The sequence below is a fragment of the Azotobacter chroococcum genome (assembly GCF_002220155.1).
Classification (GTDB): Bacteria; Pseudomonadota; Gammaproteobacteria; order Pseudomonadales; family Pseudomonadaceae; genus Azotobacter; species Azotobacter chroococcum.
In genome coordinates this window covers 1,836,312-1,862,086 of record NZ_CP011835.1, presented here as the reverse complement: position 1 = coordinate 1,862,086, position 25,775 = coordinate 1,836,312, and the positions used below count along the sequence as shown (strand labels likewise).

The following is a 25,775-nucleotide window of genomic DNA, read 5'->3' as shown; positions in this document are numbered from 1 at the left end:
CAGGCCGGAGATTCGGAGGACGAAAATCTATCCGATGGCTGCGCCCCATGACAGCCCCGCCGCGCCTATTTACACTGCCCTCAGTCCTGTACCGACGCCTCTGCCGCCGATGCCGCCACTCCTCCAGTACTTCATCCGCCTGCCTTCCGCCGGACTGCTGTTCATCCAGTTGCTGGGCGTGCTGCTCTATCCGCTGATGGAGGACACCCAGATCGGACCGGCGCTGCTCGGGGCCTTCGGGATCGTCGTGCTGGGCGCGGCGCTGCGCATGGTGCGCCGCAGCGCCGCGGTGACCTGGATCGCCCTGGTGCTGGCCGCCGCCATCCTCGTCCTGATGCTGGCCAACACCCTGGCCTCCGCCTGGGAGATCAAGCTGAGCCTGGCCCTGCTGGAGAGCGCCTTCTATTTCTATGCGGCAGGCAGCCTGATCTTCTACATGCTGGAGGACCAGCGGGCGACCACCGACGAGCTCTTCGCCGCCGGCGCGACCTTCACCCTGCTGGCCTGGGCCTTCGCCTACCTGTTCATGACCTGCCAGCTCGTCGCCCCGGACAGCTTCGTCGGCCAGGTGAATCCCGGCGCGACGCGCAGCTGGATGGACCTGCTGTTCTTGAGCTTCACCACCCTCTCCGGGGTCGGCGTCGGCGACATTCTGCCGCTCAAGCCCTTTTCCCGCGCCCTGGTGATGCTCGAGGAGTTCGCCGGGGTCATGTATTTCACCCTGGTGGTCTCGCGCCTGATCGGCCTGACGATCCTCGGTGCCAGGCGTTAGGCAGGCATCTTCGCCCCTCCGGGCCGGGTCGCCCATCGACGGCACAGGCAGCTAGGGTCTGTTGACGTTTTGGCGTGAGCCGCGTTGCCGCGTCAAATGCCGCCAGGCAAGGCGCGGGGCGCCGGCAATGGTCATTCCCTTGCCAAGTCCCGCAACGCCGCATGGCGGCATTTGCCGCGCAACCCGAAGGGACGGGGCCCGTCTGGCGCAGCACGGCGTCGCTCGTCGTTCATTTGGAATGACCAAACCTCTCTCCTCGTTCCTTGTTCTGCGCCAGACGGGCCTCCGTCGCGGCCTACGCCAAAACGTCAACAGACCCTAGACTGGGATCAGCCCCCTTCCCAGCCTGCGAGGCCCCATGAATCGACCGCAGCAAATCCCCGCCTCCCCCGTCGCCGGACTCGACCTGCGCGCTCACTGGATGCCCTTCACCGCCAACCGCAACTTCCAGCGCGACCCGCGGCTGGTGGTCGCGGCGCAAGGCAACTACCTGACCGATGCCGAAGGCCGGCAGGTCTACGACAGCCTCTCCGGCCTCTGGTGCTGCGGCGCCGGGCACGGCCGCCGGGAGATCGCCGAGGCGGTGGCGCGCCAGCTCGGCACCCTCGACTATTCGCCCGGCTTCCAGTTCGGCCACCCGCTGTCCTTCCGCCTGGCCGAGAAGCTCGCCAGCCTGACCCCGGCCGGCCTCGACCACGTGTTCTTCACCGACTCCGGCTCGGAATGCGCCGACACCGCGCTGAAGATGGCCCGCGCCTACTGGCGTCTGAAGGGCAAGCCCGGCAAGAGCAAACTGATCGGCCGCGCCCGCGGCTACCACGGGGTCAACGTCGGCGGCACCGCCCTGGGCGGCATCGGCGGCAACCGCAAGGCCTTCGGCCCGCTGCTGGACGCCGACCACCTGCCGCACACCCAGCTCGCCGAAAACGCCTTCAGCCGCGGCCTGCCCGCGCACGGCGGCCCGGCCCTGGCCGACGCGCTGCTCGGGCTGATCGAGCTGCACGACGCCTCGAACATCGCCGCGGTGATCGTCGAGCCGATGGCCGGCTCGGCCGGCGTCCTGGTCCCGCCCGAGGGCTACCTCGCGCGGCTGCGGGAGATCTGCGACCGCCACCAGATCCTGCTGATCTTCGACGAGGTGATCACCGGTTTCGGCCGCAGCGGCGCGCTGTTCGGCGCCGAGCGCTTCGGCGTGGTGCCGGACATCCTCAACCTCGCCAAGCAGCTCACCAACGGCGCCATTCCCATGGGCGCGGTGGTGGCGAGCAGCGAGATCTACGCCACCTTCATGCAGCAGGACCTGCCCGAGCACGCGGTGGAGTTCGCCCACGGCTACACCTACTCCGCCCACCCGGTCGCCTGCGCCGCCGCCCTCGCCGCGCTGGAGTTGCTGGAGCGCGAGAGCCTGGTGCAGCGGGCCGCGGAGCTGGCCCCGCACTTCGAGAACGCCCTGCACGGCCTGCGCGGCGCACGGCATGTCCTCGACATCCGCAACTGCGGCCTGGCCGGCGCCCTGCAGCTCGCCCCGCGCGACGGCGACGCCCTGGTGCGCCCCTTCGAGGCGGCCATGCGGCTCTGGCGCCGGGGCTTCTACGTGCGTTGCGGCGGCGACACCCTGCAGTTCGGCCCGCCCTTCACCAGCTCGGCCGCCGAGCTGGACCGCCTGTTCGACGCCGTGGGCGAGGTGCTCGGCGGGATCGACTAAAGAAGGCAGGCAGCCCGGCGCACAGGCCCCCGGATAGTGGCGGATTGATCTATCCTGCGCCATGGCTCCGTCTGCAGCCTGCGGCGCAGACGGGTTTATTCCCGCCGGCCGGAGTGCCGGCCCAGCAGTAGACCGGACATGCATTCGCCCAGGAGCAACCGAAAGAAGAGCAGTCGCCGGCCACGGAAGGCCAGCGACTGCAGCCGCGCCACAGGCTTCGAAATCATCCTCGACAGCCTCGACGCCATCGTCTACGTGGCGGACATGCACAGCTACGAGCTGCTGTTTCTCAACAGCTACGGGCGCCAGCACTATGGCGATCCCGCGGGGATGAAATGCTGGCAGCTGCTGCAGGCCGGACAGACCGGCCCCTGCGACTTCTGCAGCAACCCCCACCTGCTCGACGCCAACGGCGAGCCGGCCGGGGTCTACGTCTGGGAGTTCCGCAACACCCGCACCGGACGCTGGTACGAATGCCATGACCAGGCCCGGCACTGGGCGGACGGCCGCCTGGTGCGCATCGAGATCGCCACCGACATCACCGAGCGCAAGCGCATGGAGGAGGAACTCGCCGAGGCCAAGCGGCAGGCCGAAGCCCTCGCCCACATCGACGAACTCACCGGCCTGAACAATCGCCGGGCGTTCTTCCAGCTGGGCCTGCAGGCCTTCCGGCAGGCCGCGCGCGCCGCCAGCCCCATCGCCGTCATCATGTTCGACCTGGATCATTTCAAGCAGATCAACGATGTCCATGGCCACTTCGTCGGCGACAAGGTCCTGGTCGCGGTGGCCAACAGCGTGCGCGAGCACGTGCGCGAGGCGGACATCGCCGGACGCCTCGGCGGCGAGGAGTTCGCGCTGATCCTGCCGCAGACCAGCCTGCCCGAGGCGCTGGTCGCCGCCGAACGCCTGCGCGGCACCATCGCCGCCACCAGCCTCGCCCACGGTTCGAGCCGCATCCGCTGCACCTCCAGCTTTGGCGTCGCCGTCTGCGCGGATGGCTCGCTGGACCTCGAGCACATGCTCAGCCAGGCGGACGCAGCGCTGTACCAGGCCAAGCGCAACGGGCGCAACCGGGTGGAGCACGCCGGGTCGTAGGCCATCGGGCGGTCGTCCCGGAAGGATGGCAGGCGGAACATGCCACGCCGACCGGGCATCCGGTTTTGCTTGCTCTCGAAGCCAAATGCGTATAATTATCAATTGCCAATTTCGCACACCCCGTCGATGACGACTCCCCGCCCTGCGTCTTGCCGACAGCCATGCCGAGCCATGACTGCCGGGGCCGTCGCTCATCGGTCGTACAGGATGAATCACCCATGAGTCGTATCGTTTCCGCGCTGCCCGGGCGCATCCGTATCCGTGACAGAGCGCTGCGGGACCGGGCGCGCCTGGCCCGGATCGAGGAAGCGCTGTCCGCCCTCGAAGGCATTGCCAGCCTGCAGCCCAATGCCGGCGCCGGCAGCCTCGTCCTGCACTTCGATGCCGCGCGGATCGCGGTCGAGGTACTGGAGGCGAAGGTCGACGCGATCATCGACGCCGAACTGGCCCGGCCCCACGCGCCGCGCCGGCGCTCGCTGAAGATGCAGATCAACCGCGGCGCCAAGCTCGGCATGCTGGGCAGCCTGGCCGCCTCGCTGGCGCTGGCCGCGGCCGGCAAGAAAGGCGCGCACGCCATCACCGGCGGCCTGTTCGTCGCCTGCCTGGGCGTGCACCTGGGCGTGCACCGGCGCTCGCTGGTGCGCTGAGCACTCTCCCGGCCACGCCCTTCCCCGTGGCCGGACTCCCTACTCCTCCAGAAGACTGCGCAGCATCCAGGCGGTCTTCTCGTGCACCTCCAGGCGCTGGGTGAGCAGATCGGCCGTCGGCTGGTCGCCGGCCTTGTCGACCACCGGGAACAGCTTGCGGGCGGTGCGGGCGGTCGCCTCCTGGGCGGAAACCAGGTAACGGACCATCTCGCCGGCCTTTGGCACCCCCTTCACCTCCTCGATGGAGGCCAGCTTGGCGAATTCCCTGTAGGTGCCCGGCGCCGGAAAGCCCAGCGCGCGGATGCGCTCGGCGATCAGGTCGAGGGCGGCCCATTGCTCGGTGTATTGGGTCATGAACATCTGGTGCAGCGTGTTGAACTGCGGGCCGGTCACGTTCCAGTGGAAGTTGTGGGTCATCAGATAGAGCGTGTAGCTGTCGGCGAGCAGTGCCGACAGGCCATCGGCGATCTTTTCGCGATCTGCGGCATCGATGCCTATATCGATGGCAGGAGTCCTGCCTTTGCGGTTTTCCATGGGAATCCTCCTCTCGAAGAAACGATGTTTCCGACACTCAGTCGAACCCCAGCGCCCTGGCCACCCCAGCGCCGTAGGCCGGGTCGGCCTTGCCGCAGTTGGCGACATGGCGCCGCTTGACCTCCTCCGGCGCCTCGCCCAGGGCGCGGGCGGTGTTCTCGAACAGCACCTGTTGCTGCTGGGGCGTCATCAGGCGGAACAGCGCGCCGGGCTGCGAGTAGTAGTCGTCGTCATCCTCGCGGAAGTTCCAGTGATCCGCCGAACCCGCCAGCGCCAGCGGCGGCTCGCGGAAGTCGGGCTGTTCCCGCCATTCGCCATAGCCGTTCGGCTCGTAGCCGAGGGTGCTGCCGAAATTGCCCTCGACGCGCATGGCGCCGTCGCGGTGATAGCTGTGCACCGGGCAGCGCGGGGCGTTGACCGGGATATGGGCATGATTGACGCCGAGCCGGTAGCGCTGGGCGTCGCCATAGGAGAACAGCCGGCCCTGCAGCATCTTGTCCGGCGAAAAACCGATCCCCGGCACGACGTTGGCCGGATTGAAGGCGGCCTGCTCCACTTCGGCGAAGTAGTTGTCCGGGTTGCGGTTCAGCTCGAGGATGCCGACCTCCTGCAGCGGGTAGTCCTTGTGCGGCCAGATCTTGGTCAGGTCGAAGGGATGGTACGGCACCCTGGCGGCGTCCTGCTCCGGCATGACCTGCACGCAGAACTGCCATTTCGGGAAATCGCCGCCCTCGATGGCCTCGTAGAGGTCGCGCTGGTGGGTTTCCCGGCATTTGCCGATGGCCGCCTCCGCCTCGGCGTCGCTCAGGTTGCGGATGCCCTGCATGCACTTGAGGTGGAACTTCACCCAGTAGCGCTCGTTTTGGGCGTTGATGAAGCTGTAGGTATGACTGCCGAAACCGTGCATGTGCCGGTAGCTCGCCGGGATGCCGCGGTCGCTCATGACGATGGTGATCTGGTGCAGCGCCTCGGGCAGCAGGGTCCAGAAATCCCAGTTGTTCTTCGCGCTGCGCAGGTTGGTGCGCGGGTCGCGCTTCACCGCGTGGTTGAGGTCGGGAAACTTGAGCGGATCGCGCAGGAAGAACACCGGGGTGTTGTTGCCGACCAGGTCCCAGTTGCCCTCCTCGGTGTAGAGCTTGACCGCGAAGCCGCGGATGTCGCGCTCGGCGTCGGCCGCGCCGCGCTCGCCGGCCACGGTGGAGAAGCGCACGAACAGCTCGGTCTGCTTGCCCACTGCGGAAAACAGCTTCGCCCGGGTGTAGCGGCTGATGTCCTGGGTGACGGTGAAGGTGCCATAGGCGCCCGACCCCTTGGCGTGCATGCGCCGCTCGGGAATCACCTCGCGGTCGAAGTGGGCCAGCTTCTCCAGGAACCAGACGTCCTGCAGCAGTTGCGGACCGCGCGGGCCGGCGGTCATGGCGTTCTGGTTGTCGACGACGGGGCAGCCCGCCGCCGTGGTGAGCTTTTTCTCGGTCATGCCGGTTTTCCTTCCTTTTCCCATCCAAGAAAAACGAGGTGTCTGGGGCCGCCTCGATTCCCGGACCCGGTGGAAGGCCTCCCCCTTCGGAAAAAGAGTAGTCCTGAAACATGAAAGCGTCGCCGGGAGCGGCGGGAAGGCCCCCCTACCCCAGCCATCCGGGCCGCAGCAGCATGATCCCGCCCAGGGCCAGCATGACCGCCCCGCTCAGCAGCTTGAGCCAGCGCCCCGCCCGCTCCGACAGCCGGCGCCCGCCGAGGGCGAGCAGCGCGCCGGCCACCATCAGCAGGTCGTCCGCCAGGTAGCCCAGGACATACAGGCCCAGGTAGGCGTAGTGGAGCGCGGGAGACAATCCCTGGCGGGCGAGGATCGCCGTGTAGAGCGCCGGGAAGCCGGCGGTGCAGAGCAGCTCGACGACGTTCACCAGCACCGCCAGCACGGCGACGCCGGCGAGCGCGGGCAGCAGCCGCCCGGCCTGCAGGATGGCGCGCAGGCGTGCATAGAGTCCGGGCTTGGCTGCGGCCGGTATCGACAGCGCGAAATCGCCGCCCGGACGCAGGCCGTCCCGGAGGTTGAGCGCGCCGATCAGCAGGGCCAGGCCGCCGAGCAGCCGGGTCAGCGTCGTGGAGACGCCGAGCAGCAGGAACAGGTTGAGCCAGGCGGCCAGGAAAGCGTAGTAGACCGCGCCGCCGGTCAGCACGAAGGTGCCGGCGACCAGCGCCATGCGCCGGCGGTCGTGCAGGCGCACCAGGAGCGAGAGAAGAAACAGCAGCAGCCACATCGCGCAGGGGTTGAAGCCATCGAGCAGGCCGAGAGCCAGGGTGAACAGCGGCAGCCCCAGGCTGCTCCACGCTGAGGCTGCCGAACAGCCCGGTCTCGAGCGCATCGCTGGGCGCCGCCTGGCGGTCGAGCAGCGCGACCAGCTCGGCACCGCTGCGCCCGGCGCTGTCGAAGCCGACCAGCACCCGTTCGCCGATCACGAAGGTCGGCACGCCGGGCGGCCAGACGCCGGCCTGGCGGGAAATCCGCAGCAGATCCTCGCGCGCCGCGGCATCCCGGTCTACCGGGCGCAGGACGATGCGCAGCTCGGGGCGCCCGGCGGCCAGCTCGGCGAGAAAGGCCTTGGCCGCGCTGCAATGCGGGCAGCCGTCGCGCACGAACACCTCGACCGTCTGCTCCCCGGCCTGCTCCGCTGGCGGTTCGGCGAGCGCCAGAGGCAGGCCTGCGAGCAGGAACAGCAGCACCAGCCTGCACAGCAGCGACATGCCGGGCCTCGCTCAAGGCCCGTCGAGCCGCCCGGCGCAGCCGGCGGCGATGGCGATCAGTTCGCGGGCCAGCTCGCGGGCGCCCGGCCAGGCATCCGCCGGCTCCGGCAGGTAGATTTCCAAGCCCAGATAGAGAAAGGCCGGGTTGTGCCATACCTGCGGCGGGATGATGGTCCGCGCGTGGAGGTCGGCGCCCTCGTCGCCGAGGGGCACCACGCGGACTTCCACGCCGGCCAGCTGCTCGGCGCCGGCCACGGCCGTGCGCAGGCAGGCGCACAGCGCCGGGTCGGCGCAGATCAGGTCGGCGCCGAGCTGCGGATCGGAGCCGCTGTGCAGATCGACGAGCAGCCGGTGATGATTCAACACATGAGGCAGCAGCTGCAGGTACAGCGCCCGGTGCAGGGCCTCGTACTGGAAGCGCCGCGCGGCGGGCGGCGGCTGGCCGGACAACCCCTCCGGGATCTCCAGCACCGCCACCTGCGCCGGGTCCATGCCGCCGGCCACGGCCTGGCCGAAGGCCAGTTCCTCACGGTGGATGCCGATCACCAGCAGCGTGGGGGGGATATCCATCGGTTGCCTCCGCGGCGCTCAGGCGGTGTCAGTCGCCGATCCACTCGTAAAGCGCGAGCGTGGCCGGATCGCACTGGCAGCAGGCGGTGCCGCAGGTGGTGCCGGCTGGCAGGCGACGCACGCGGCCCTTGCGCGCCAGGGTGGCGAGCATGGCCTCGACCGCCTCCGACGTGCTGCCGGTGGCCGTCGCCAGATCGCGCAGGCTGGCCCGGCCATGCTGGCGAAGGTACTGGCCGATCTCCGCGAGGATCATGGCTTCCCCCTCAGGCCCGCTGGGCAACGGCCGCCGCAGCGGCTTCGCGCCCGGCGAAACGGCGCATGGTGTACAGCACCAGGCCGAAGCCGGCCAGCAACGCACCGATCCAGACCAGCGAGGACAGCGGGTGCCGTGTCAGGGTCGCCGCCTGATAGAACAGGGTCGCCACGCCATAGGCCAGCCCGGTGCTCCAGAGCGCCACGAACAGGGTCCAGCGGGGGCCGGACTCCTGATAGACCGTCGCGGTTGCCGAGGTGCAGGGCATGTAGAGCAGGATGAACAGCAGGTAGGCGAAGGCGCCGGCACGCCCGTCGAAGCGGCTCGCCATGGCGCCGAAGATGCCGCTGGTCCGGGCCTGATCCGCGTCCGGCAGGCTCCGGCTCTGCGCCTCGATGCCGGCGACATCCCGGCGCCAGGAAGTGCTGCCCGGCAGCAGCTTGAGCCAGCCGTCGAACAGCTCGGCGAGGTTGGCGGGGATGGTCGCGAAGGCGGCGACGATGCCTGCCCCCAAGGCGAGGGGTGCCCTCCCGCCAGCATCCTGCGAGCCTGCCGCCAGGGATGCATAGGCGGCGTTCAGGGTGCCCACTATCGCCTCCTTGGCCAGCACGCCGGTGAAGATGCCGACCACCGCCGGCCAGTTGTCCTCGTCCAGCCCCAACGGCGCGAAGGCCGGTGCGACGCTGCGGCCCACGGCGGCCAGCACCGAGCGGTCGCTGTTCTGGTTGCCGTAGCTGCCGTCGGTGCCCAGCGCATTGAGCACGTTCACCACCAGCACCATGGGCACGATCACCCGCCCGGCGCGAAAGATGAAGCGTTTCAGGCGCTCCCAGGCATGGATCAGCACACCCCGCACGGTCGGTACATGGTAGGGCGGCAACTCCATGATGAAGGGCGTGGCCTCGCCCTGCAGCAGGGTGTTCTTCAGCACCAATCCGGTCAGCACCGCCACCGCGATGCCGATCAGGTACAGGCCGAACACCACGTTCTGCGCACCCTCGGGAAAGAAGGCCGCGGCCAGCAGCACATAGACCGGCAGGCGGGCACCGCAGGACATGAAGTGCGCCATGGCGATGGTCATCAGGCGGTCGCGGCGGTGTTCCAGGGTGCGGGTCGCCATGATCGCCGGCACCGTGCAGCCGAAGCCGACCAGGAGCGGCACGAAGGACTTGCCCGGCAGGCCGATCCAGCGCATGAAGCGGTCCATCACGAAGGCGGCCCGGGCCATGTAGCCGGAATCCTCCAGCAGCGACAGGGACAGGAACAGAAAGCCGATTATCGGAATGAAGGAGGCCACCACCCGCAGGCCGCCGCCGACGCCCTGCGCCAGCAGCAGCTCCAGCCAGCCCGGTGCGCCGAGACTGGCCAGCAGCGCACCCAGACCGTCGACCAGCAGCACCCCGACGAACTGCTCGAAGAAATCGATGAAGGCGCCGCCGAGGTTGATGGTGAGCATGAACATCAGATACATCATCGCCAGGAAGATCGGGATGCCGAGGGCGCGGTTGAGCACCACGCGGTCGATGCGCTCGGTGAGGTCGCGCCCGACCCGGCCGCCGATGCCGACCACCTCGCCGGCCAGGCGGTTGGCCAGCCCGTAGCGGGCATCGGCCACCTGGATGTCGAGGTCCTCGCCCAGCGTCGCGGCGAGCGCCTGCGCCTGCCCGCTCAGCGCACTGCCGGCGGTCTGCCGGGCAAGATCGTCGCCCTCCAGCAGGCGCACCGCCAGCCAGCGCGTCGAGGTGCCGGCATGCGCGGCGGTCGCCGCCAGCTGCGGTGCCAGGGCAGCGATCGCCTCCTCCAGCGCCGCCGCGTAGGCGACCGTGGCGGTCGCGCCACGGCGTTCGGCGACGGCCTCGGCGATGGCCGCCTTGAGCGTTTCGATGCCCTCGCCCTCGGAGGCGACCACCGGCACCACCGGGCAGCCCAGGCGCTCGGCCAGCGCCCTGGCGTCCAGCGTCATGCCCCGGGACTCGGCCACGTCGACCATGTTGAGCACCACCAGCAGCGGCACGCGCATCTCGACGAGCTGGCTGGTCAGGTAGAGATTGCGTTCGAGGTTGGCGGCATCGACGATGTTGATCACCAGATCGGCCTCGCTGCCGTGGACATAGTCACGGGCGAGCTTCTCGTCGAGGGAGACCTCCTGGTCGGTCACATCCAGCGAGTAGGTGCCCGGCAGGTCCACGACCTCGAAGCGCAGCCCGCGAAAGCCGTACTCGCCGCTCTTGCGCTCGACGGTCACTCCCGGCCAGTTGCCGACCCGCTGGTGCGAGCCGGTCAGGGCGTTGAACAGGGTGGTCTTGCCGCAGTTGGGATTGCCTACCAGGGCGATCCGGTAAAGGTCCTTCATAGCAGCTCCACCGAGAGTGCGTCGGCCTCGTCGCGGCGCAGCGACAGGGCGAAGCCGCGCACACGGATCTCCACCGGATCGCCCATCGGCGCCACCCGAGTGATGCTGATTTCCGCACCCGGGGTGAAGCCCATCGACAGGAGCTTGCGGCGGTAGGCGCCGCCGCCCTCGGCGAAGCCGAGGACCCTGGCGCGCTCGCCGACGTGCAGATCCCTGAGCAGCATGGAAAAACCTCCCTGTTCGGATGTCGGTCAGTGGCCTGTGGCGGTCGCGGGCCCGGCATCGGAACGCTTTGCGCCGCGGCGTTTCGCCCGCTCCCCTGACTGGCGCGGCAGGCCGGCGCCGGCCAGCGCGCGCAGGAGGATGGCGATGGTGCTGCCGTTGTGCAGCATCGAGGCGGCCACCGGGGTCAGCAGGCCGAAGGCCGCCGCGCCGAGGATGCTGGTGTTGAGGCCGGCGGTGAGCTTGAAGTTGCCGTCGATCAGTCGCCGGGTGGCCAGGGCCAGGGCCAGGGCGTCGGCGACCCGGGAAAAGTCGTCTTCCAGCAGGGTGATGTCGGAGGCCAGGCGGGCGATGTCGGCGCCGTGGTGCATGGCGATGCCGACGTGGGCGCCGGTCAGCGCCGGCGCGTCGTTCACCCCGTCGCCGACGAAGGCGATGCGTGCGCCTTCGGCGGCGAGCTGCCGCAGCACCTCGGCCTTCTGCTCCGGCAGCAGGCCGGCGCGGAACTCGTCGAGACCCAGCTCCGCGGCCAGCGCGCCGGCGCGCTCCGGCTGGTCGCCGGTGAGCATCAGGATGCGCCGGATGCCGAGTTCGCGCAGCCGCGCCACAGTTTCGGCGGCGTTGTCGCGCACGCTCTCGGTCAGCGCCAGGACGCCGATCAGCTCTCTGCCGAAGCCGATGTAGAGGAGGATCTTGCCTTCGCCGTGCAGGCGCTCGATCACCTCGGCATGGGCCGCGGTGGAGATGCCCTCGTCGTCCTCTATGAAGTGCCGCGAACCGACCACGATGCGCTGACCGTCGATCACGCTCGCCACGCCATGGGCGACGACGAACTGCACGGCCTGGTGGTCGAAGTGGTGCGGATGGTCGAGGCGGTGGGCCGCCGCCACCACCGCCTCGGCGATCGGGTGGACGTAGTGCTCCTCGACCGAGGCGGCCAGGTTGGTCAGGTCTTCCGAGGTATAGGCGGCGCTGAAGGCGATCGAGTCGGTCACCTTGAGCACCCCGGTGGTCAGAGTGCCGGTCTTGTCGAAGACAAAGGTGTCGGCCCGGGCCAGGCGTTCCAGCGCCTTGGCGCTCTTGATCAGGATCGCCGACTGGCCGGCGCGGTACATCGCTGCCTTGAAAGCCACCGGGGTGGCCAGCTTCAAGGCGCAGGAATAGTCGGCCTGCAGCACCGCCGCGACCCGCTGCCCGTCGGAGGTCAACAGCCAGGTGGCGCCGGCCAGGCCGAGCACCATGGGCACCAGACGGTCGGCCAGGCGCGCCGCTTCTAGCTGGGTCTCGCTCTTCACCGACAGCGACTGCTCGACGAATTCGGCGATCCGCGCGGCGGCGGCCTGGCGGCCGACTCGTTCGGCGTAGATGCGCAGGCGGCCCTCCTCGACCAGGGTCGCCGAGAGCACCCGGTCGCCGCGCCGGCGCACCACCGGCACGCCCTCGCCGGTCATGGTCGCCTCGTTGACCAGCGCCTCGCCGCCGAGCACGGTGCCGTCCACCGGGATCACCGTGCCGGTGGCGGCGATCACGCTGTCGCCGACCTGCAGCTCGGCGGCGTCGATCAGCGTCTCGACGCCGTTGCGCTCGACCCACACCTCGCCGCCCGGCGGGTGCAGCAGGTGCTTGAGCAATTCGTCGGAACGGCGCTCGATGGACTCCTCGAGGTACTCGCCGAGGGCCAGCAGGAAAGAGGTGGTGTTGGCGGCGAGAAAATCGTTGCGCCCGATGGAGATACCCACAGCGAGGGCTTCCAGCACATGGGAGGTGATGCCCTTCGCGAGAAAGTCGTCGACCGCCTCGCCGAGCAGCGGCACCGCGGCGCCGAAGGCGACCGGCGCCTGCAGGGTCGGCTGCAGGCTGCGGGTGGCCAGCAGGGTGGCACCGCTCAGGGCTACCGCGCCCAGGCGCGCGGCCTCGCTGTGCCGGTGGTCGGCGGCCGGCAACGGCAGGCCCGACGGCGAGAGGGCGAGGATGGCGGCGGCGAGGCTGTCGGCGTCGGTGACCGCCGGCTCGAACTCCACCACCAGCGAGCGCGCCGCCGGATTGGCGCGCGCCTGCAGCACGCCCTTGAGGGTCCTGACCTCGTGCTCGATGCTGTGCGCATCGAGCGGCGTGCCCACCCGGCAGCGGTAGCGGAAGCGCACCCGACCGGGTGTCCGGTGCAGCGGCTGCAGCCGGACGAACCAGGTGCCGTCCATCAGGTATCTCCGTGACGCTCGGTGGCGACCTCGGCCTTGATGTCGGCCATCTGCTCCTTCATCTCCTCGAAGCCGCCGGCGATGCCGGCATAGAGCTTCATGCCGGCCTTGATCAGCTTGCCGCGCAGTTCCTCGTCGGCCAGCACCCAGGCCGCGCTGGCGCCGAGCACCGCACCGAGCAGGAACTGCTCGGCATTGCCCGAACGCAGGAAGGCCGGCATGCCCTGCAGCAGGCCGTCGTCGAACAGGCCGGCACCGGGAAAGCCGCCCGGCGCGCCCCCGCCATACCCATAGCCATAGCCCTGGTGCTTCAGCGAATGATGGAAGGCGGCGCTCGCCGGGTCGTAACCGTAGCCGTAGCCGTGCTGGTGCGCATGCGGATGCGGCCCGCCGCCATAGCCTCCGTAGCCGCCATAGCCGCCCTGCGGGGGAATTCCGGCACCGTAGTCCGGCCCCATGCCGTATTCCGGCCCGCCGCCATAGGGCGGCGCGGCGGCGTCCGGCGGCGGGTAGCCGTAGCCCATACCGCCAGGCCCCGGGCAGCCGCGCTGCATCTTCTTCTGCTGCTTATTCTTCTTGGCCATGCCGTTTCTCCTTGTCGGGCCGAGTCGTATCGCGCAGCAGCTGCTCGATCAGCAGCACGCCACCGGCGCCGACCACGGTGGCCACCAGCGCGCTGGAGTAGTCGCCCTGATGGACGGCCGTCGCAGCACGGGATCCGGCGGCGAAGGCCGTGCCGCCCTGCAGGGCCTGGCGCAGCACCCGCCGGAGCTGGGCCGGCGAGGTCGCACGGGGCTCGCCCTGGAATGCCGAGAGGCAGGCGGTGGCGACGAAAGCACGGGTGAACTCGCTGCTCAGGGGGAGCGGCGGATAAGGCGGAAAAACCGCCTGGCCATAGCCATAGCCGCGGAGCGGATATCTCATGACGCCCGTCCCTCCGTGCCTGCGGGCTTGCCGGGCGTCACCGGCTCGGCGGCGGCCCGCGCCATGGCTGCCTCCGCCTCGCTGAGGTGCGGGCCTTCGCTGGCGGGGGCCCCGGGCGCGGCCGGTTTTTCGGCAAGGCGGGCGCGGGCCTTGGCCGAAGCGCTCTCGATCGCCTCCAGACTGGAGACGGTGGCGCTGCGCAGACCGCCCTGGGCCTTTTCCAGGCCCTCCTGGGTCTTGTCGCTCCTTAGCAGCTTGAGGATCACGGCTCCCGTCACTATGCCGACGGCAAAGGGAATGATATGGAACATTTCAGTCCTCCTTTCGATTTCGACCTGGCCGGTTCTTCAACAGGTAAATCCCTGCTCCGCCTGCCACCAGGCCGGCCAGCATGGCGGGATGGCTGTGACGCAAGAGGGGGCTGAAAATGCCGAGCGGGCCGGCATGGGCGAGCGCCCGCTCCATGAAGTCGGAGAACGGCCCGTGGCGCACGTAGGCCGCCTCCGGCGGTATGCCCCGGGCCGCGTGGTAGCGCTCCTGGGCCATGGCATCCGCCACCGCCTGGCGGAAGGCCGGCAGATGCCGCTCCCGCGAGGCCGCCTGCAGGTTCAGGAACACCCGGCGCGCCTCCGGCTCGCCGACCTGGCCGAGCAGGTAGTCGTACAGGCGGATATTGGCGATCTCGCCGGCGACGGCCCGCTCGCAGTTGACCAGCCAGCTGGGCGCGACCGACGTTTCCTGCGGAAAGGGATTCAGCGGACGGGGAATGCCGAAGCGCTGGCACAGGTTCGAGAGCGCGGCGATGTGCCGTTCCTCCGAACGCAGGATATTGGCGAAGGGCGGACGCGGGCCGAAGGCCTCGACGACGCCGGCATAGAAGGCGTGGGCGGCGTATTCGTCGTAGAGCGCGATGCGCACCGCCTGGTGCAGGATGGGAAAGGGAGCGGCGGGATCGATCCTCTGACTGCGCAGAATCGGCTCGTCATAGTTTCTCATGCATGATCTCCCGATAGATCTCACGCAGAATCTGCTCGAGGGTGGCAGCGGCAGGCGACTCGACCCCGGCCAGGAAGTCGCTCCAGGCCTCGGCCGGAATCACTTGCGGGTCGTATTCCACGGAGCACGAACGGGCCAGCACATTGACCCGCACCGAATGGACGCCCGGCGTGCGATCGAGAATAGACTGGAATTGCCGGGCCTGCCGGCTGCGTCCGGCGAGCGACTCGTAGCCGGCGACCAGCTTGAGGCGGATGCGCCCGTGGATGTGGTGGGCGATGCGGATGTGCACGAGGTAGCCGCGCAGTTCGTCGAAGGCGGGCATCTGGACACCTCCTCCAAGGAAATTCGAATGGGCTGGCGGGGATGCACTCCCCCACCGTTCGCCGCCCGAGTGCCGGGCGTGCATGCCGAGTCAATCCATGGAGCGGCCGGCCGACCTGTCCTGGCGCCGATCAAAAGCTATGGCAGCATTGTGCGAAACTGTCAAAATGCGAGCAGATCGCATTTCATTCCCGGCGTTTCCCGCCCCATCGCATCCGTGCCGGCAGCAGCCGGACAAGTCCGCACTCGGCGTCCTTTCCCTGCGCAGTCGACCGTCCATCCGGCCATGGCGCATCCGTCCGCATCCGGCGCTTGCCCGGCCCGGCCCTTTTGTTAATGATATTGTTTATCATTAGCAGACTATCGACCCGATCCGATGACCGCCTCCCTGCCACTGCCCTCCGCGCTGCGCCTTCAGGTCCTCCATCGCCTGTTCGGCGAGCATCACGGCTGGCTGCTCGGGCGCTTGCGCGCCCGGCTCGGCTGCGCCCACGACGCCGCCGACATCGCCTCGGAAACCTTCACCCAGGTCGTCGCCCTGGAGGACCCCGGCGCCATCCGCGAGCCGCGCGCCCTGCTGACCACCATCGCCAAGCGCCTGGTCTACGCCAGCTGGCGCCGCCGCGACCTGGAGCGCGCCTATCTGGAGGCCCTGGCGCAGCAGCCGGAGGCCGTCCAGCCGTCTGCCGAGGAAACCTTCCTGGTCCTGGAGGCCCTGACGGCCATCGACCAGCTGCTCGACGGACTTTCGCCGAAGGCCCGCGCAGCCTTTCTCTACAGTCAGCTGGAAGGCCTGACCTACGCCGAGATCGCCACACGCCTGGGGGTGTCCGTCACCCGCGTGCACCAGTACGTGGTCAAGGGGCTGACCACCTGCTACCTGGCACTGGAGCCGGCATGAGTCCCGCCCGCCTGTCGCCCGAGGAAATCGCCGCCATCGAATGGCTGGCCCAGCAACGCTCCGGCCGGATGAGCACTGCCGAGCGGCAGCGCTTCGAACGCTGGCTCGCCGAAAGCGAACGGCACCGCAGCGCCTGGGAGCGCCTGCAGCGGCGTCTGGAAAGCGCCTTCGCCGGCGTCGCCGAACAGCCCGCCGAGCTTGCCCGAAAAACCCTGCTGAGCGCCGGTACCAGCCGGCGCCAGGCCCTGCGCGGCGCCCTCGTGCTGGCCGGCCTCGGGCTCGGCGGCCTAGGGCTGACGCGCCCCGGCATGCCGCTGGACGGCCTGGTCGCCGACCTGAGCACCGCCACGGGCGAGCGCCGGCGCTTCGTGCTGGACGACGGCAGCAGCGTGCTGCTCAACGCGGAAAGCCGTGTCGACGTCGATTTCGACGGAGGCCGGCGGCGCCTGCAGTTGCGGCGCGGCGCCCTGCTCGCCGAGGTGACGGCCGATGCCCGCCGGCCGTTCGTGGTCGAAACCCCCGTCGGTCGCGTGCAGGCGCTGGGCACGCGCTTCAGCGTCGCGCTCGGCGAACGGGACACCACGGTCTGGGTGCAGGCAGCGCAGGTCCGTGTGGAAACCCGCGCCGGCAGCAGCCTGGTATTGGCGACCGACGAAGGCGCCCGTTTCGACCGGGACATCTGCCAGCGCCTGGAGGGGCAGCGCAGGAACGAGTTCGCCTGGCAGGACGGCTGGCTGGAACTCCACGACCGTCCTCTGGACGTGCTGATCGCCGCCCTGCGCCCCTATCACCCGGGTCACCTGCGCCTTTCCCCGGCCGCCGCCGCCCTGCGCATTTCGGGTCTGTTTCCGCTGGACGACAGCGAGCGCGTGCTGGCTTCGCTCGAGGAAATCCTGCCCCTGCGCATCCATCGCTACCTGGGCTGGTGGACGACCATCGAGCACAGCTGATTTTTTTTCGCACGCCCCCTGAAAATTCCAGGGCATCGTTGCACATGAACGGTATTCCTTGCCTGTTCAGCGGAGCCGTCATGTCTCGCCGTTTGTCCTTTCCCCTGTCGCCGGTATCCCTGTCGTTGCTGCTGGCCTGCCTCGCCCCGCCGGTTCTGGCCGAGAACCCAGCCGCCACGCAGCAGCAGACCCTGGCCTTCGACGTGCCGGCCGGCCCCCTGGAAAACAGCCTGACCGCCATCGCCCGGCAGAGCGCGCGCGGCATTCTCTTCGATCCGGCGCTGGTGCGCGGGGAGCAGGCCGAGGCCCTGCACGGGGACTTCACCGTCGAGCAGGCCATCGAGCGGCTGCTGCAGGGGCGGAACCTGCGGTTGCGCGTCACCGAAAGCGGCGCCCTGAACATCGAGGCGCTGCCCGGCAGCGGCAGCGCCCTGGAACTATCGTCCCTTCTGGTGAGCGATTCCTGGCAGGAGGACGCCCGGGGTCCGGCCTACGGTCTGGTGGCCAGCCGCAGCACCACGGCGACCAAGACGGACACGGCCCTGCGCGAAACGCCCCAGGCCATCTCGGTGATCACCCGCGAGGAGATGCAGACCCGCCGGCACGACAGCCTCGCCGACACGCTGCAGTACACCTCCGGCGTGGTCACCCAGCCGAACGGCTACAGCCGCGTGGCGGACGACTATCGCCTGCGCGGCTTCGACATCGGCCCGCGCACCGGCGGCGTGCTGCGCGATGGCCTGAAGCTGCAGAGTTCCCAGTTCGAGGGCGGCCAGGAGCCTTACGGACTGGAGCGGGTCGAGGTGCTCAAGGGCGCCTCCTCGGTGCTCTACGGCCAGCTCTCGCCCGGCGGCCTGGTGAATACCGTGAGCAAACGCCCCAGCGACGATCCGCTGCACGAAATCAACGTCGAATACGGCAACTACCAGCGCCGCCAGATCTCCACCGACCACGGCGGTCCGCTCGACGAGTCGGGACGCTTCACCTACCGGCTGACCGCCCTGTGGCGCGACAGCGAAACGCAGTACACCTCGATCGACGACGACAGGCGCTTCTTCGCCCCGGCCCTCACCTGGCACATCGACGACGATACCCGCCTGACCCTGCTCGCCACCTATCAGGAAACCCGCACGACCCTGACCCCGGCGATGAACTACAACGTCACCAAATACAGCGCGACGCCGGGCCGCAAGATTCCCTACGACCTGTTCGCCGGCGAGCCGAGCTTCGACGACTACTCGGGCGACATGGGCACCCTCGGCTACCTCTTCGAGCACCGGCTCGACGACGGCCTCGAACTGCGCCACGCCCTGCGCTACTTCCACTCCGAAAGCGACTACGACTACATCAGCCTGAACGGCAGCCGGGTCACCGGCGCGGATCGCTCCACGCTGACCCGCAGCTACAACTCGCGCGAGGACATCGCCACCGGCTGGGCCAGCGACAGCAGCCTGCAATGGTCGTTCGACAGCGGCCGCTGGGAGCACACCCTGCTCGCCGGCCTCGACTACTACTACAAGACCTACGACAGCCATCGCTGGAGCGGCAATGCGCCCTCGCTGGATCTGGCCAACCCAACGTACGGCAACCTGCCCACGGTCAATACCAGCATCGACCGCGGCTCCGACCTGCACAGCCGGCAGGCCGGCTTCTACCTGCAGGAACAGGCCAAGTTCGCCGAACGCTGGGTCTTCGTGCTCGGCCTGCGCCAGGACTGGGCCCGCAGCCACACCCACAACTACCGCGACCGGAGCCGCAGCACCAAGAGCGACCAGGAGCTGTCAGGCCGCATCGGCATGGTCTACCTCGCCGACAACGGCCTGGCGCCCTACATCAGCTACAGCCAGTCGTTCCTGCCCACCGACGGCGTCGACAGCGAAGGCCGCAGCTTCGAACCCACCGAGGGCGAACAATACGAGATCGGGCTGCGCTACCAGCCGCCCGGCCGCGACCTGATGCTCAGCGCCGCCGTCTACCGGCTGACCCAGGAGAACGTGGTCAGCTCGATTCCCGGCTCCGACTTCGACGAGCAGACCGGCAAGGAGCGCAGCAAGGGCCTCGAACTGGAACTCAAGGCCGGCCTGACGCCGCAGTTGAACCTGAGCGCCTCCTACGCCTATACCGATGCCCACATCATCGCCGACAACGATCCCGTGCTCGAAGGCTCGCGCATCGAGGGCATCCCCTATCACAGCGCGTCCCTGTGGCTGGACTATCGTCTGGCCAGGCTCGGCCTGCCGAACCTGAAGATCGGCGCCGGCGCCCGCTACAACGGCACCACGCGCACCTCGGCGAGCGTCAGCGACCGCAACATTCCGGCCTATACCCTGGTCGATGCGCTGCTCAGCTACGACCTCGACGCCCATTGGCAGATGACCGCCAAGGTGCAGAACCTGACCAACAAGCGCTACCTGTACTGCGCCAACGCCTGCCGCTACGGCGACGAACGCACGGCCATCGGCACGCTCAGCTATCGCTGGTAGGACCCCGCACGCGCCTTCGGAGCAAGGAAAGGGTTGCTCGGAGGGCCGGCAGCGCCATGTCTGGAGAGTTCCCATGGCCTGCCGGCCTTTGCTGCAACTGTAGGTCGGGCTAGCCCGTAGGGCATAACCCGACGCGACAGGCAATGCCGGGCAGGCTGTCGGGTTACGCTACGCTAACCCGACCTACGGAGCGGCCATCCACGCATGTCGTTATCCTGATCGCCCCCCCAAAGGCGCATCTGAATAGGCTGAAACTGCTCTAGAGCAGCCCTTCCGCCTGCATCGCCTTCTGCACCGCGGGCCGCGCCGCCACCCGGTCGTGGAAGGCGCGCAGGGCCGGCCAGGGGGAAAGGTCGATGTCCAGCGGCTTGGTCCAGCTCAGCACGGTGAACAGATAGGCATCCGCCACGGAGAAGCGCGCGCCGTTCAGGTAGTCCTGTCCGGTGAGCACCTTGTCGACATAGGCCAGGCGCTGCTCGACGGCGGCCAGCGCGGCCTTCTTCCACTCGGAGGTGATCTGCGGATTGAACAGCTGGCCGATCTCCTTGTGCAGTTCGCTGCCGATGAAGAACAGCCACTCCTGGACGCGGAAGCGTTCCAGGCTGCCGTTGCCCGGCAGCAGACCGGCCTCGGGCAGCTTCTCGGCGAGGAACAGGGCAATGGCCCCGCTCTCGGTGAGCCGCTGGCCGTCATTCAGCTGCAGGGTCGGTACATAGCCCTTGGGATTGACGTTGTAGTAATCCCCACCACCCTCGATGGTATGGCTTTTCAGATCCACCTTCTCCAGTTCGTAGGGCAGGCCCAGTTCGCAAAGAACGATGTGCGGAACCAGGGAGCAGGCCCCGGGGGTGTAGTAGAGCTTCATGGTTTCTCCTTGATCGACGAATTACTCAGCTCGCCGGGCAAGCTTAGGCCGCTCCCGGCGCCTGCGCTATCCTGCCGCCCGCCTCCATCACCTGTCCTCGAGTAACCCACAGAAGACGTGGATTGTTATGTGGATAAAATCGGTATGACCGGCCGCAAGGCCGATGGAATCTGGCTCGCGGGCTGCTGATCATTTTTTGAGCACAGCCTTGACAAAGCCTCCTGCCAGCACATAACAGACTGAAATATCAAGCCATTTCCAGTAGGCCGACAGGCGATAACCAGCGCGTCTGAAGGTACTACAAGCCCCTGCTTGTCAACCGCCGGCAGAAGAAAAAAATGTGGATAACCTCGGGGACTGCGGAGCAGTACGACGGCCGGACCCACTCTGCCTTATGCTCAGGCTTTTCCGTCTCGCCCTGCCCCAGCAGCCGAGACAGCGCTTGACCGGCCGGTCGCTTCTGCCGGGCCGACAGCTGTGGAGATGCCCATGCTGCACGACTTCGATCCCCCCGCCGCCCTGCTGGAACTGTGCGAGCTCATGGTGCGCCAGCCGCTGTTGGTGCTGACCGGCGCGGGCATCAGCACGCCCTCCGGCATTCCGGCCTATCGCGACAAGGAGGGCGTCCGCCACGGCCGGGCGCCGATGACCTATCAGGAGTTCATCGGCTCGGCCGCGGCGCGCCGGCGCTACTGGGCGCGCAGCATGATCGGCTGGCCGAAGGTGCATCAGGCACGGCCGAACGCGGCGCACCAGGCCCTGGCCAGGCTCGCGGCCGGGCGGCGGATCGCCGGCCTGATCACCCAGAACGTGGACGGACTGCATCAGCAGGCCGGCAGCGAGGAAGTGATCGAGCTGCACGGCAACCTGCACCGGGTGCGCTGCCTGGACTGCGGCAAACGGCTGTGGCGCAGCGAGATCCAGGCCGAGCTGGAGGCGGAGAACGCCTACCTGCAAGGCGTCGAGGCCATCCTCGCCCCGGATGGCGACGCGCGGCTGGCGGAGGCCTATCTGGAAGGCTTCCGCCTCCCCTGGTGTCCCTGCTGCGGCAGCGACCTGCTCAAGCCGGACGTGGTGTTCTACGGCGAGGGCGTGCCGGCCGAGCAGACCGAGGCGGCGTCGTCGAGCATCGAGCGGGCGCCGGCGCTGCTGGTCGTCGGCTCGACGGTGATGACCTATTCGAGCTTCCGTCTGTGCCGCTCGATTGCCGAGCGGGGCAAGCCGCTGGCGGCCATCAACCAGGGCGCGATGCGCGCGGAAGCGCTGCTGAACCTGAAGATCGAACGGCCCTGCGAGCAGGTGCTGCCCTGGCTGGCCGAGCGGCTGGGGAGCGCGTAGCGCGTTGCGTCCCGCCGCCTCCCGGCGGGCGTCAGGCCGGAACGCCGAGAATCACGCTGGAGGCCTTGATCACCGCACAGGCCTTGACGCCCGGCTTCAGGCCCAGCTCGGTGGCGGCCTCCTTGGTCACCACGGAGGTGATCCTGGTGCCGCCCGGCAGGGCCAGGGTGACTTCGACGTTGACCTTGCCCGCCTCGACCGACTCGACGGTGCCGGCCAGGATGTTGCGGGCGGACAGGCGGTAGCCGCTGCCATCGGTCGCCAGCATGACCCAGGGCGCCTTGACCACGGCCACCACCTTCGTGCCGGCGACCAGCCCCAGGGATCTGGCGCTTTCCAGGGTGACCACGGCGGCCAGCTTGTCGCCGCCTCCTAGACTGACATCCACTTCGGCGTTGACGGCGCCTTCCTTCAGAGCGCTGACGGTGCCCTCGAGCACGTTGCGGGCGCTGACCTTCATGCTGCTTCCCTCATACATATCGGATGCGTAAGTACGGGGCTCATGCCAATCGGCATGGCCTTTCCCACATGACTCACCGCAAGACCAACCAGCCATGCGTACGCCACTGTAGTCGAGCGTCCTGTATGGGGGAAACAACAGGAATCCGGCCTCCGGTCGCCGAATCGCTAAAGCGCGGTAGATAGATAATCCGCCGGCATCAGGGCAGCGGCCGGATCGTCGCCACGTCGAAATGCACGGCGAGCATCGCCACCAGCTCCGCCAGCGGCACGTTCTCGTGGGTGTCGGTGCTGTTCGGGTATTCCAGGTGCACGCCGTAGCGGTCCGGGCTCTGGCCGAGCGTGTAGAGCCAGGCGCGCACGCCGGGCTCCTCGCGGTGCAGCAGGTAGATCGCCCGCGGGTCCAGCGAGGTCACCGCATCGACGACGAAGGCATCCGGCCCCAGTTGCTCCTGCAGCAGCAACAGCACGTGACGGATGTCCTGATGTTTGTCCAGCGCCCAGATATTCATGCTTTCGCTCCGCACTCCCGCCGCTCTCGAAACAGCCTTCTTCAAAACCGGTTGCAAAAACCGAGCGTTGCGCTGGCGGTATCACGGCGGATGACGATCTGCTCTAATGCGGCCCGATCGGCGGCTCGGCCTCACACCAGTCGATCCCGCCGATGCGCGTCGGCGAGGGCCCGGATGTTGCCAAACCGCTCGCCGGACGGCAACGACGAGCCGGGCGACCCGCCGGGCACGGATGGAAGCACATCATGAAACGCAAGGCCCGGCGTACGAGCGGCGGCCTTGCAGTGACAAGGGGAAACCAATGGGTGAGGTGAAGTCATCGCCTGCAGCGACGGAAGTGTTCAATCTGATCGTCCCGCTCGAGAGGAAGCTCAAGGCCTATCTGCGCCTGCTGTCCGATCCGCACCGCGCCGACACCTGGCTGCTGGAAGTGCGCCTGTTCTATGAAGCCGAGCCGGTGGGCCGGACCAGCTTCACCCTGAACGGCTATACCCAGGAAGAAGCCGAATCGGTGGCGCGCAACATCCGAAGCAATGCCTTCCTGATGCAGGAAATCGATCAGTACCTGTGGAGCGAGAACGACTGATCCCTGCCTCCGGCATGCCCAGACGCCCGGCCTGGGCACGCCACCCCGAACGCAGCGGCCCGCCCTGAAGCGCGGGAACCCGCGGGCCTGCCCCTCAGCGCAGCGAAATGCTGTACAGCAGGATCAGCCGGTTCTCGTCGATGTCACGCTGGCTAGCCACGTCGCTGCGCAGCGAGGCGTTGGCCCAGGCGATGCCCAGGCCCTTGAGCGGGCCGCTCTGCACCACGTAGTCGAGGCGCAGGTCGCGCTCCCATTCCCGATCGGTGCGCGAGCGGCCGGCGACGTCGATGTGCCAGGCCTTGTTGTAGATCACGCGGGCGCTCAGGCCGGGAATGCCGAGAGCGGCGAAGTCGTAGCCGTAGGTCGCCCCCAGCACCCGCTCGCCGGCGCGGCTGAAGCCGCCGATCTGGCGGGTGGCGATGGTGTAGCTGGTGGCGCCGTCGCTCTGGTTGAGATAGGGCAGCTCGCTGTCGCCCTCGTTCTGCTGGTAGCCCAGACCGAACGCATGACCGCCGAGGCGGTAGGTGAACAGCGCGCTCCACAGCCGGCTGTCCACCTCGCCCTTCTCCGCATCGCTGGCCAGTCGCGCGTCGCCGATGGTGTAGCCGTCGGCGCGGCCGGCGGCGCTGGCGTTGTCGCCGTCCGGCTCGCAGTGGAAGTAGCGCAGGTCGCTGGTCAGGCTGCCGGCCGGCAGCGCCAAGGTATGGGTCAGGCCGACGAAGTGCTGCTCGTAGAAGTCCTCCAGGGTCGCGTAGTAGTACTGCAGCAGCAGGTGCTTGCCGATCCGGTAGTCGGCGCCGCCGTAGTAGAACTTGTTGCTGCGCCGGGTCCGGTTGCCGGGCACGCTGAGCGCCTGGCGGTCGGTGGAGGCGCGGCCCTTGGCGTGCTCCAGCATCCCGCCGATCAGCGTCAGGTTGGCGAACTCGGCGGAGGTGATCTGCCCGCCCTCGTAGGTCTGCGGCAGCAGGCGGCCGTCGTTGAACACCACCACCGGCAGGCGCGGCTGCAGGGTGCCGATGCGCGCCTCGGTCCTGGAGATGCGCAGCTTGCCGGTCAGGCCGAGAGACCCGAAGTGGTCGACCGCGCTGTTGTCGTGGTCGAGGGGGAACAACTGGCCGGGGCTGCGGCTGCGCCCGGCCTTGTCGGTGCGCCCGCCGGAGTCCAGCTTGACGCCGAGCAGGCCGAGGGCGTCGAGGCCGAAGCCGACCGGCCCCTGGGTGTAGCCGGACTGGAAATTGAGGATGAAGCCCTGCCCCCACTCCTCGGCCTTCGAGGGCGCCGTCTTGCTGCTGCGGTAATCCTGGTTGAAATAGAAATTGCGCAGGCCGAGGCTGGCCTTGCTGTCATCGATGAAACCTGCGGCGGACGCGCATGGCAGACCCACGACGCCCGCCACCGTGGCCATGGCAAGAATGGACGTTCTCATGCTTCGACTCCGGAAGCGTGCAATGGTCGGGTCGGCCGGGAAAACGTTTCGTCGTCGAATGGGCTGTCGCGACCGACCCCCGTGAAGGTGTCGGCTTGGAGGAAACCCGCGGCGTCAGGCGATGGCCTGGCGGCGGGTGAAGTCCTGCAGGATGTCGCTGCGCAGCTCGGCGAGCCGCGGATGGTCGCGCCGCCGCGGATGGGGCAGGTCGACCGGAACGATGCGCCGGATCCGCCCTGGGCGCGGCTCCATCACCACCACCCGGTCGCCGAGCAGCACTGCTTCGTCGACGTCGTGGGTGACCAGCACGGTGGTGATGCCCTCGGTCTGCCAGATGCGCGCCAGTTCGTCCTGCAACTGGGCGCGGGTCAGGGCGTCGAGGGCGCCGAAGGGCTCGTCGAGAAGCAGGACCTTCGGCCGGTTGACCAACCCGCGGGCGATTGCCACGCGCTGGCTCATGCCGCCGGAAAGCTGCGCTGGCCAGGCCTTGGCGAAATGTTTCAGGCCGACCAGTTCCAGGTGCGCGTGGACCCGGGCCAGGCGCTCCGCCTTGTCCAGCGGCGAGTTGGCCAGCGCCAGCAGCACGTTGTCCTCCACCGTCAGCCAGGGGTACAGGCGGTGGTCCTGGAAGACGATGCCGCGCGCCGGGTCGGTGCCGCGGATCGGCGCGCCGTCCAGGCGCAGGCTGCCGCCGCTGGCCTCCTCGAGGCCGACCAAAAGGCGCAGCAGGGTGGATTTGCCGCAGCCGCTGCCGCCGACGATGCTGACGAACTCGCTCTGGCGGATGTCCAGGGAAATGTCGTCGAGGACGTGCAGCTCGCCTTCCTTGAGGGGAAAGCGCTTGTCCACGCCGTGCAAACTCAGAAAACCGGTCCCTCTCATCGAAAACTCCCATCAGTTGAAGTGCAAAACCTTTGAAT

Annotated in this window: 27 protein-coding genes and 1 pseudogene; 9 read left to right on the top strand and 19 right to left on the bottom strand. The window is 68.6% G+C overall.

What is annotated here, in order from left to right; all coding sequences use genetic code 11:
- The first annotated feature begins 109 nt into the window (after window positions 1–109).
- The 4 genes from ACG10_RS08690 to ACG10_RS08675 all read left to right on the top strand — a co-directional run bounded on the left by ACG10_RS08690 (window position 110) and on the right by ACG10_RS08675 (window position 4,219).
- Window positions 110–772, top strand: coding sequence for an ion channel (locus ACG10_RS08690; RefSeq protein WP_089167922.1), 663 nt, complete (start codon window positions 110–112; stop codon window positions 770–772).
- Between the two features lie 358 nt (window positions 773–1,130).
- Window positions 1,131–2,477, top strand: coding sequence for an aspartate aminotransferase family protein (locus ACG10_RS08685; protein WP_198319037.1), 1,347 nt, complete (start codon window positions 1,131–1,133; stop codon window positions 2,475–2,477).
- Between the two features lie 138 nt (window positions 2,478–2,615).
- Window positions 2,616–3,572, top strand: a complete 957-nt coding sequence (locus ACG10_RS08680; RefSeq protein ID WP_089167921.1) for a sensor domain-containing diguanylate cyclase — start codon at window positions 2,616–2,618, stop codon at window positions 3,570–3,572.
- Between the two features lie 218 nt (window positions 3,573–3,790).
- Window positions 3,791–4,219, top strand: coding sequence for a heavy-metal-associated domain-containing protein (locus ACG10_RS08675; protein WP_039804615.1), 429 nt, complete (start codon window positions 3,791–3,793; stop codon window positions 4,217–4,219).
- Between the two features lie 39 nt (window positions 4,220–4,258).
- Here the strand turns inward: ACG10_RS08675 and ACG10_RS08670 are convergent, their stop codons facing one another.
- The 14 genes and pseudogenes from ACG10_RS08670 to ACG10_RS08610 all read right to left on the bottom strand — a co-directional run bounded on the left by ACG10_RS08670 (window position 4,259) and on the right by ACG10_RS08610 (window position 15,336).
- On the bottom strand, window positions 4,259–4,753 hold the full coding sequence (locus tag ACG10_RS08670) for a Dps family protein (RefSeq protein ID WP_039804617.1): 495 nt from the start codon (window positions 4,751–4,753) through the stop codon (window positions 4,259–4,261).
- A gap of 37 nt (window positions 4,754–4,790) precedes the next feature.
- Window positions 4,791–6,230 (bottom strand): catalase, encoded by a 1,440-nt coding sequence (locus ACG10_RS08665; RefSeq protein ID WP_089167920.1) that lies wholly within the window; start codon window positions 6,228–6,230, stop codon window positions 4,791–4,793.
- Window positions 6,231–6,375: 145 nt separating this feature from the next.
- The gene (locus ACG10_RS08660) at window positions 6,376–7,116 is read right to left on the bottom strand and encodes a hypothetical protein (protein ID WP_232487216.1); all 741 of its coding nucleotides are present in this window, start codon (window positions 7,114–7,116) and stop codon (window positions 6,376–6,378) included.
- A gap of 139 nt (window positions 7,117–7,255) precedes the next feature.
- Window positions 7,256–7,495, bottom strand: a pseudogene (locus ACG10_RS24340) (glutaredoxin family protein); the annotation flags it as partial.
- A 12-nt stretch (window positions 7,496–7,507) separates the two neighbouring features.
- Entirely contained in the window at window positions 7,508–8,065 is a 558-nt protein-coding gene (locus ACG10_RS08655; RefSeq protein ID WP_089167919.1) for a hypothetical protein, read from the bottom strand.
- 28 nt (window positions 8,066–8,093) lie between these two features.
- Window positions 8,094–8,318 (bottom strand): FeoC-like transcriptional regulator, encoded by a 225-nt coding sequence (locus ACG10_RS08650; RefSeq protein WP_089167918.1) that lies wholly within the window; start codon window positions 8,316–8,318, stop codon window positions 8,094–8,096.
- Between the two features lie 10 nt (window positions 8,319–8,328).
- Window positions 8,329–10,671, bottom strand: a complete 2,343-nt coding sequence (feoB, locus tag ACG10_RS08645; protein WP_089167917.1) for a Fe(2+) transporter permease subunit FeoB — start codon at window positions 10,669–10,671, stop codon at window positions 8,329–8,331.
- Window positions 10,668–10,895: a FeoA family protein gene (locus ACG10_RS08640; protein WP_089167916.1), complete on the bottom strand. Its 228-nt coding sequence runs from the start codon at window positions 10,893–10,895 to the stop codon at window positions 10,668–10,670. Before ACG10_RS08640 ends, feoB begins: the two co-directional genes overlap by 4 nt.
- Before the next feature lie 27 nt (window positions 10,896–10,922).
- A complete protein-coding gene (locus ACG10_RS08635; RefSeq protein ID WP_089167915.1) occupies window positions 10,923–13,091 on the bottom strand; it encodes a heavy metal translocating P-type ATPase in 2,169 nt (722 codons plus the stop codon).
- The gene (locus ACG10_RS24335; protein ID WP_232487288.1) at window positions 13,091–13,675 is read right to left on the bottom strand and encodes a YtxH domain-containing protein; all 585 of its coding nucleotides are present in this window, start codon (window positions 13,673–13,675) and stop codon (window positions 13,091–13,093) included. Before ACG10_RS24335 ends, ACG10_RS08635 begins: the two co-directional genes overlap by 1 nt.
- Window positions 13,659–14,015: a hypothetical protein gene (locus ACG10_RS08625; protein WP_039804635.1), complete on the bottom strand. Its 357-nt coding sequence runs from the start codon at window positions 14,013–14,015 to the stop codon at window positions 13,659–13,661. Before ACG10_RS08625 ends, ACG10_RS24335 begins: the two co-directional genes overlap by 17 nt.
- Complete coding sequence (locus tag ACG10_RS08620) at window positions 14,012–14,326, bottom strand: hypothetical protein (RefSeq protein ID WP_232487215.1); 315 nt, start codon at window positions 14,324–14,326, stop codon at window positions 14,012–14,014. The genes ACG10_RS08625 and ACG10_RS08620 overlap by 4 nt, the downstream gene beginning before the upstream one ends.
- Window position 14,327: 1 nt before the next feature.
- Window positions 14,328–15,011 carry a ferritin-like domain-containing protein gene (locus ACG10_RS08615; protein ID WP_039804636.1) on the bottom strand — a complete coding sequence of 228 codons (684 nt, stop codon included), beginning with the start codon at window positions 15,009–15,011 and terminating at the stop codon, window positions 14,328–14,330.
- A complete protein-coding gene (locus ACG10_RS08610; RefSeq protein WP_039804638.1) occupies window positions 14,998–15,336 on the bottom strand; it encodes an HMA2 domain-containing protein in 339 nt (112 codons plus the stop codon). The genes ACG10_RS08615 and ACG10_RS08610 overlap by 14 nt, the downstream gene beginning before the upstream one ends.
- A 375-nt stretch (window positions 15,337–15,711) precedes the next feature.
- Here ACG10_RS08610 and ACG10_RS08605 point away from each other — a divergent pair, with 375 nt between their 5' ends.
- The 3 genes from ACG10_RS08605 (at window position 15,712) to ACG10_RS08595 (ending at window position 19,669) form a co-directional block, all read left to right on the top strand.
- Complete coding sequence (locus tag ACG10_RS08605) at window positions 15,712–16,236, top strand: sigma-70 family RNA polymerase sigma factor (protein ID WP_089167914.1); 525 nt, start codon at window positions 15,712–15,714, stop codon at window positions 16,234–16,236.
- Entirely contained in the window at window positions 16,233–17,186 is a 954-nt protein-coding gene (locus tag ACG10_RS08600; RefSeq protein ID WP_089167913.1) for a FecR domain-containing protein, read from the top strand. The genes ACG10_RS08605 and ACG10_RS08600 overlap by 4 nt, the downstream gene beginning before the upstream one ends.
- Window positions 17,187–17,266: 80 nt before the next feature.
- Complete coding sequence (locus ACG10_RS08595) at window positions 17,267–19,669, top strand: TonB-dependent siderophore receptor (RefSeq protein ID WP_089167912.1); 2,403 nt, start codon at window positions 17,267–17,269, stop codon at window positions 19,667–19,669.
- Window positions 19,670–19,928: 259 nt separating this feature from the next.
- On the opposite strand, the gene gstA is transcribed toward ACG10_RS08595, so the two are convergent.
- Entirely contained in the window at window positions 19,929–20,534 is a 606-nt protein-coding gene (gene gstA / locus ACG10_RS08590) for a glutathione transferase GstA (RefSeq protein WP_039804647.1), read from the bottom strand.
- A 489-nt stretch (window positions 20,535–21,023) separates the two neighbouring features.
- Between gstA and ACG10_RS08585 the strand changes: the two genes are divergently transcribed.
- A complete protein-coding gene (locus ACG10_RS08585) occupies window positions 21,024–21,872 on the top strand; it encodes an NAD-dependent protein deacetylase (RefSeq protein ID WP_089167911.1) in 849 nt (282 codons plus the stop codon).
- A 31-nt stretch (window positions 21,873–21,903) separates the two neighbouring features.
- Here ACG10_RS08585 and ACG10_RS08580 read toward each other — a convergent pair whose 3' ends face one another.
- Window positions 21,904–22,332, bottom strand: coding sequence for a TOBE domain-containing protein (locus ACG10_RS08580; RefSeq protein WP_039804652.1), 429 nt, complete (start codon window positions 22,330–22,332; stop codon window positions 21,904–21,906).
- A 199-nt stretch (window positions 22,333–22,531) separates the two neighbouring features.
- Complete coding sequence (locus ACG10_RS08575) at window positions 22,532–22,843, bottom strand: hypothetical protein (RefSeq protein ID WP_089167910.1); 312 nt, start codon at window positions 22,841–22,843, stop codon at window positions 22,532–22,534.
- A gap of 337 nt (window positions 22,844–23,180) precedes the next feature.
- Between ACG10_RS08575 and ACG10_RS08570 the strand changes: the two genes are divergently transcribed.
- A complete protein-coding gene (locus ACG10_RS08570; RefSeq protein ID WP_232487214.1) occupies window positions 23,181–23,429 on the top strand; it encodes a hypothetical protein in 249 nt (82 codons plus the stop codon).
- A gap of 94 nt (window positions 23,430–23,523) precedes the next feature.
- Here ACG10_RS08570 and ACG10_RS08565 read toward each other — a convergent pair whose 3' ends face one another.
- On the bottom strand, window positions 23,524–24,855 hold the full coding sequence (locus ACG10_RS08565; RefSeq protein ID WP_089167908.1) for an OprD family porin: 1,332 nt from the start codon (window positions 24,853–24,855) through the stop codon (window positions 23,524–23,526).
- A gap of 114 nt (window positions 24,856–24,969) precedes the next feature.
- The gene (locus ACG10_RS08560) at window positions 24,970–25,737 is read right to left on the bottom strand and encodes an ABC transporter ATP-binding protein (protein WP_089167907.1); all 768 of its coding nucleotides are present in this window, start codon (window positions 25,735–25,737) and stop codon (window positions 24,970–24,972) included.
- Between the last annotated feature and the right edge of the window lie 38 nt (window positions 25,738–25,775).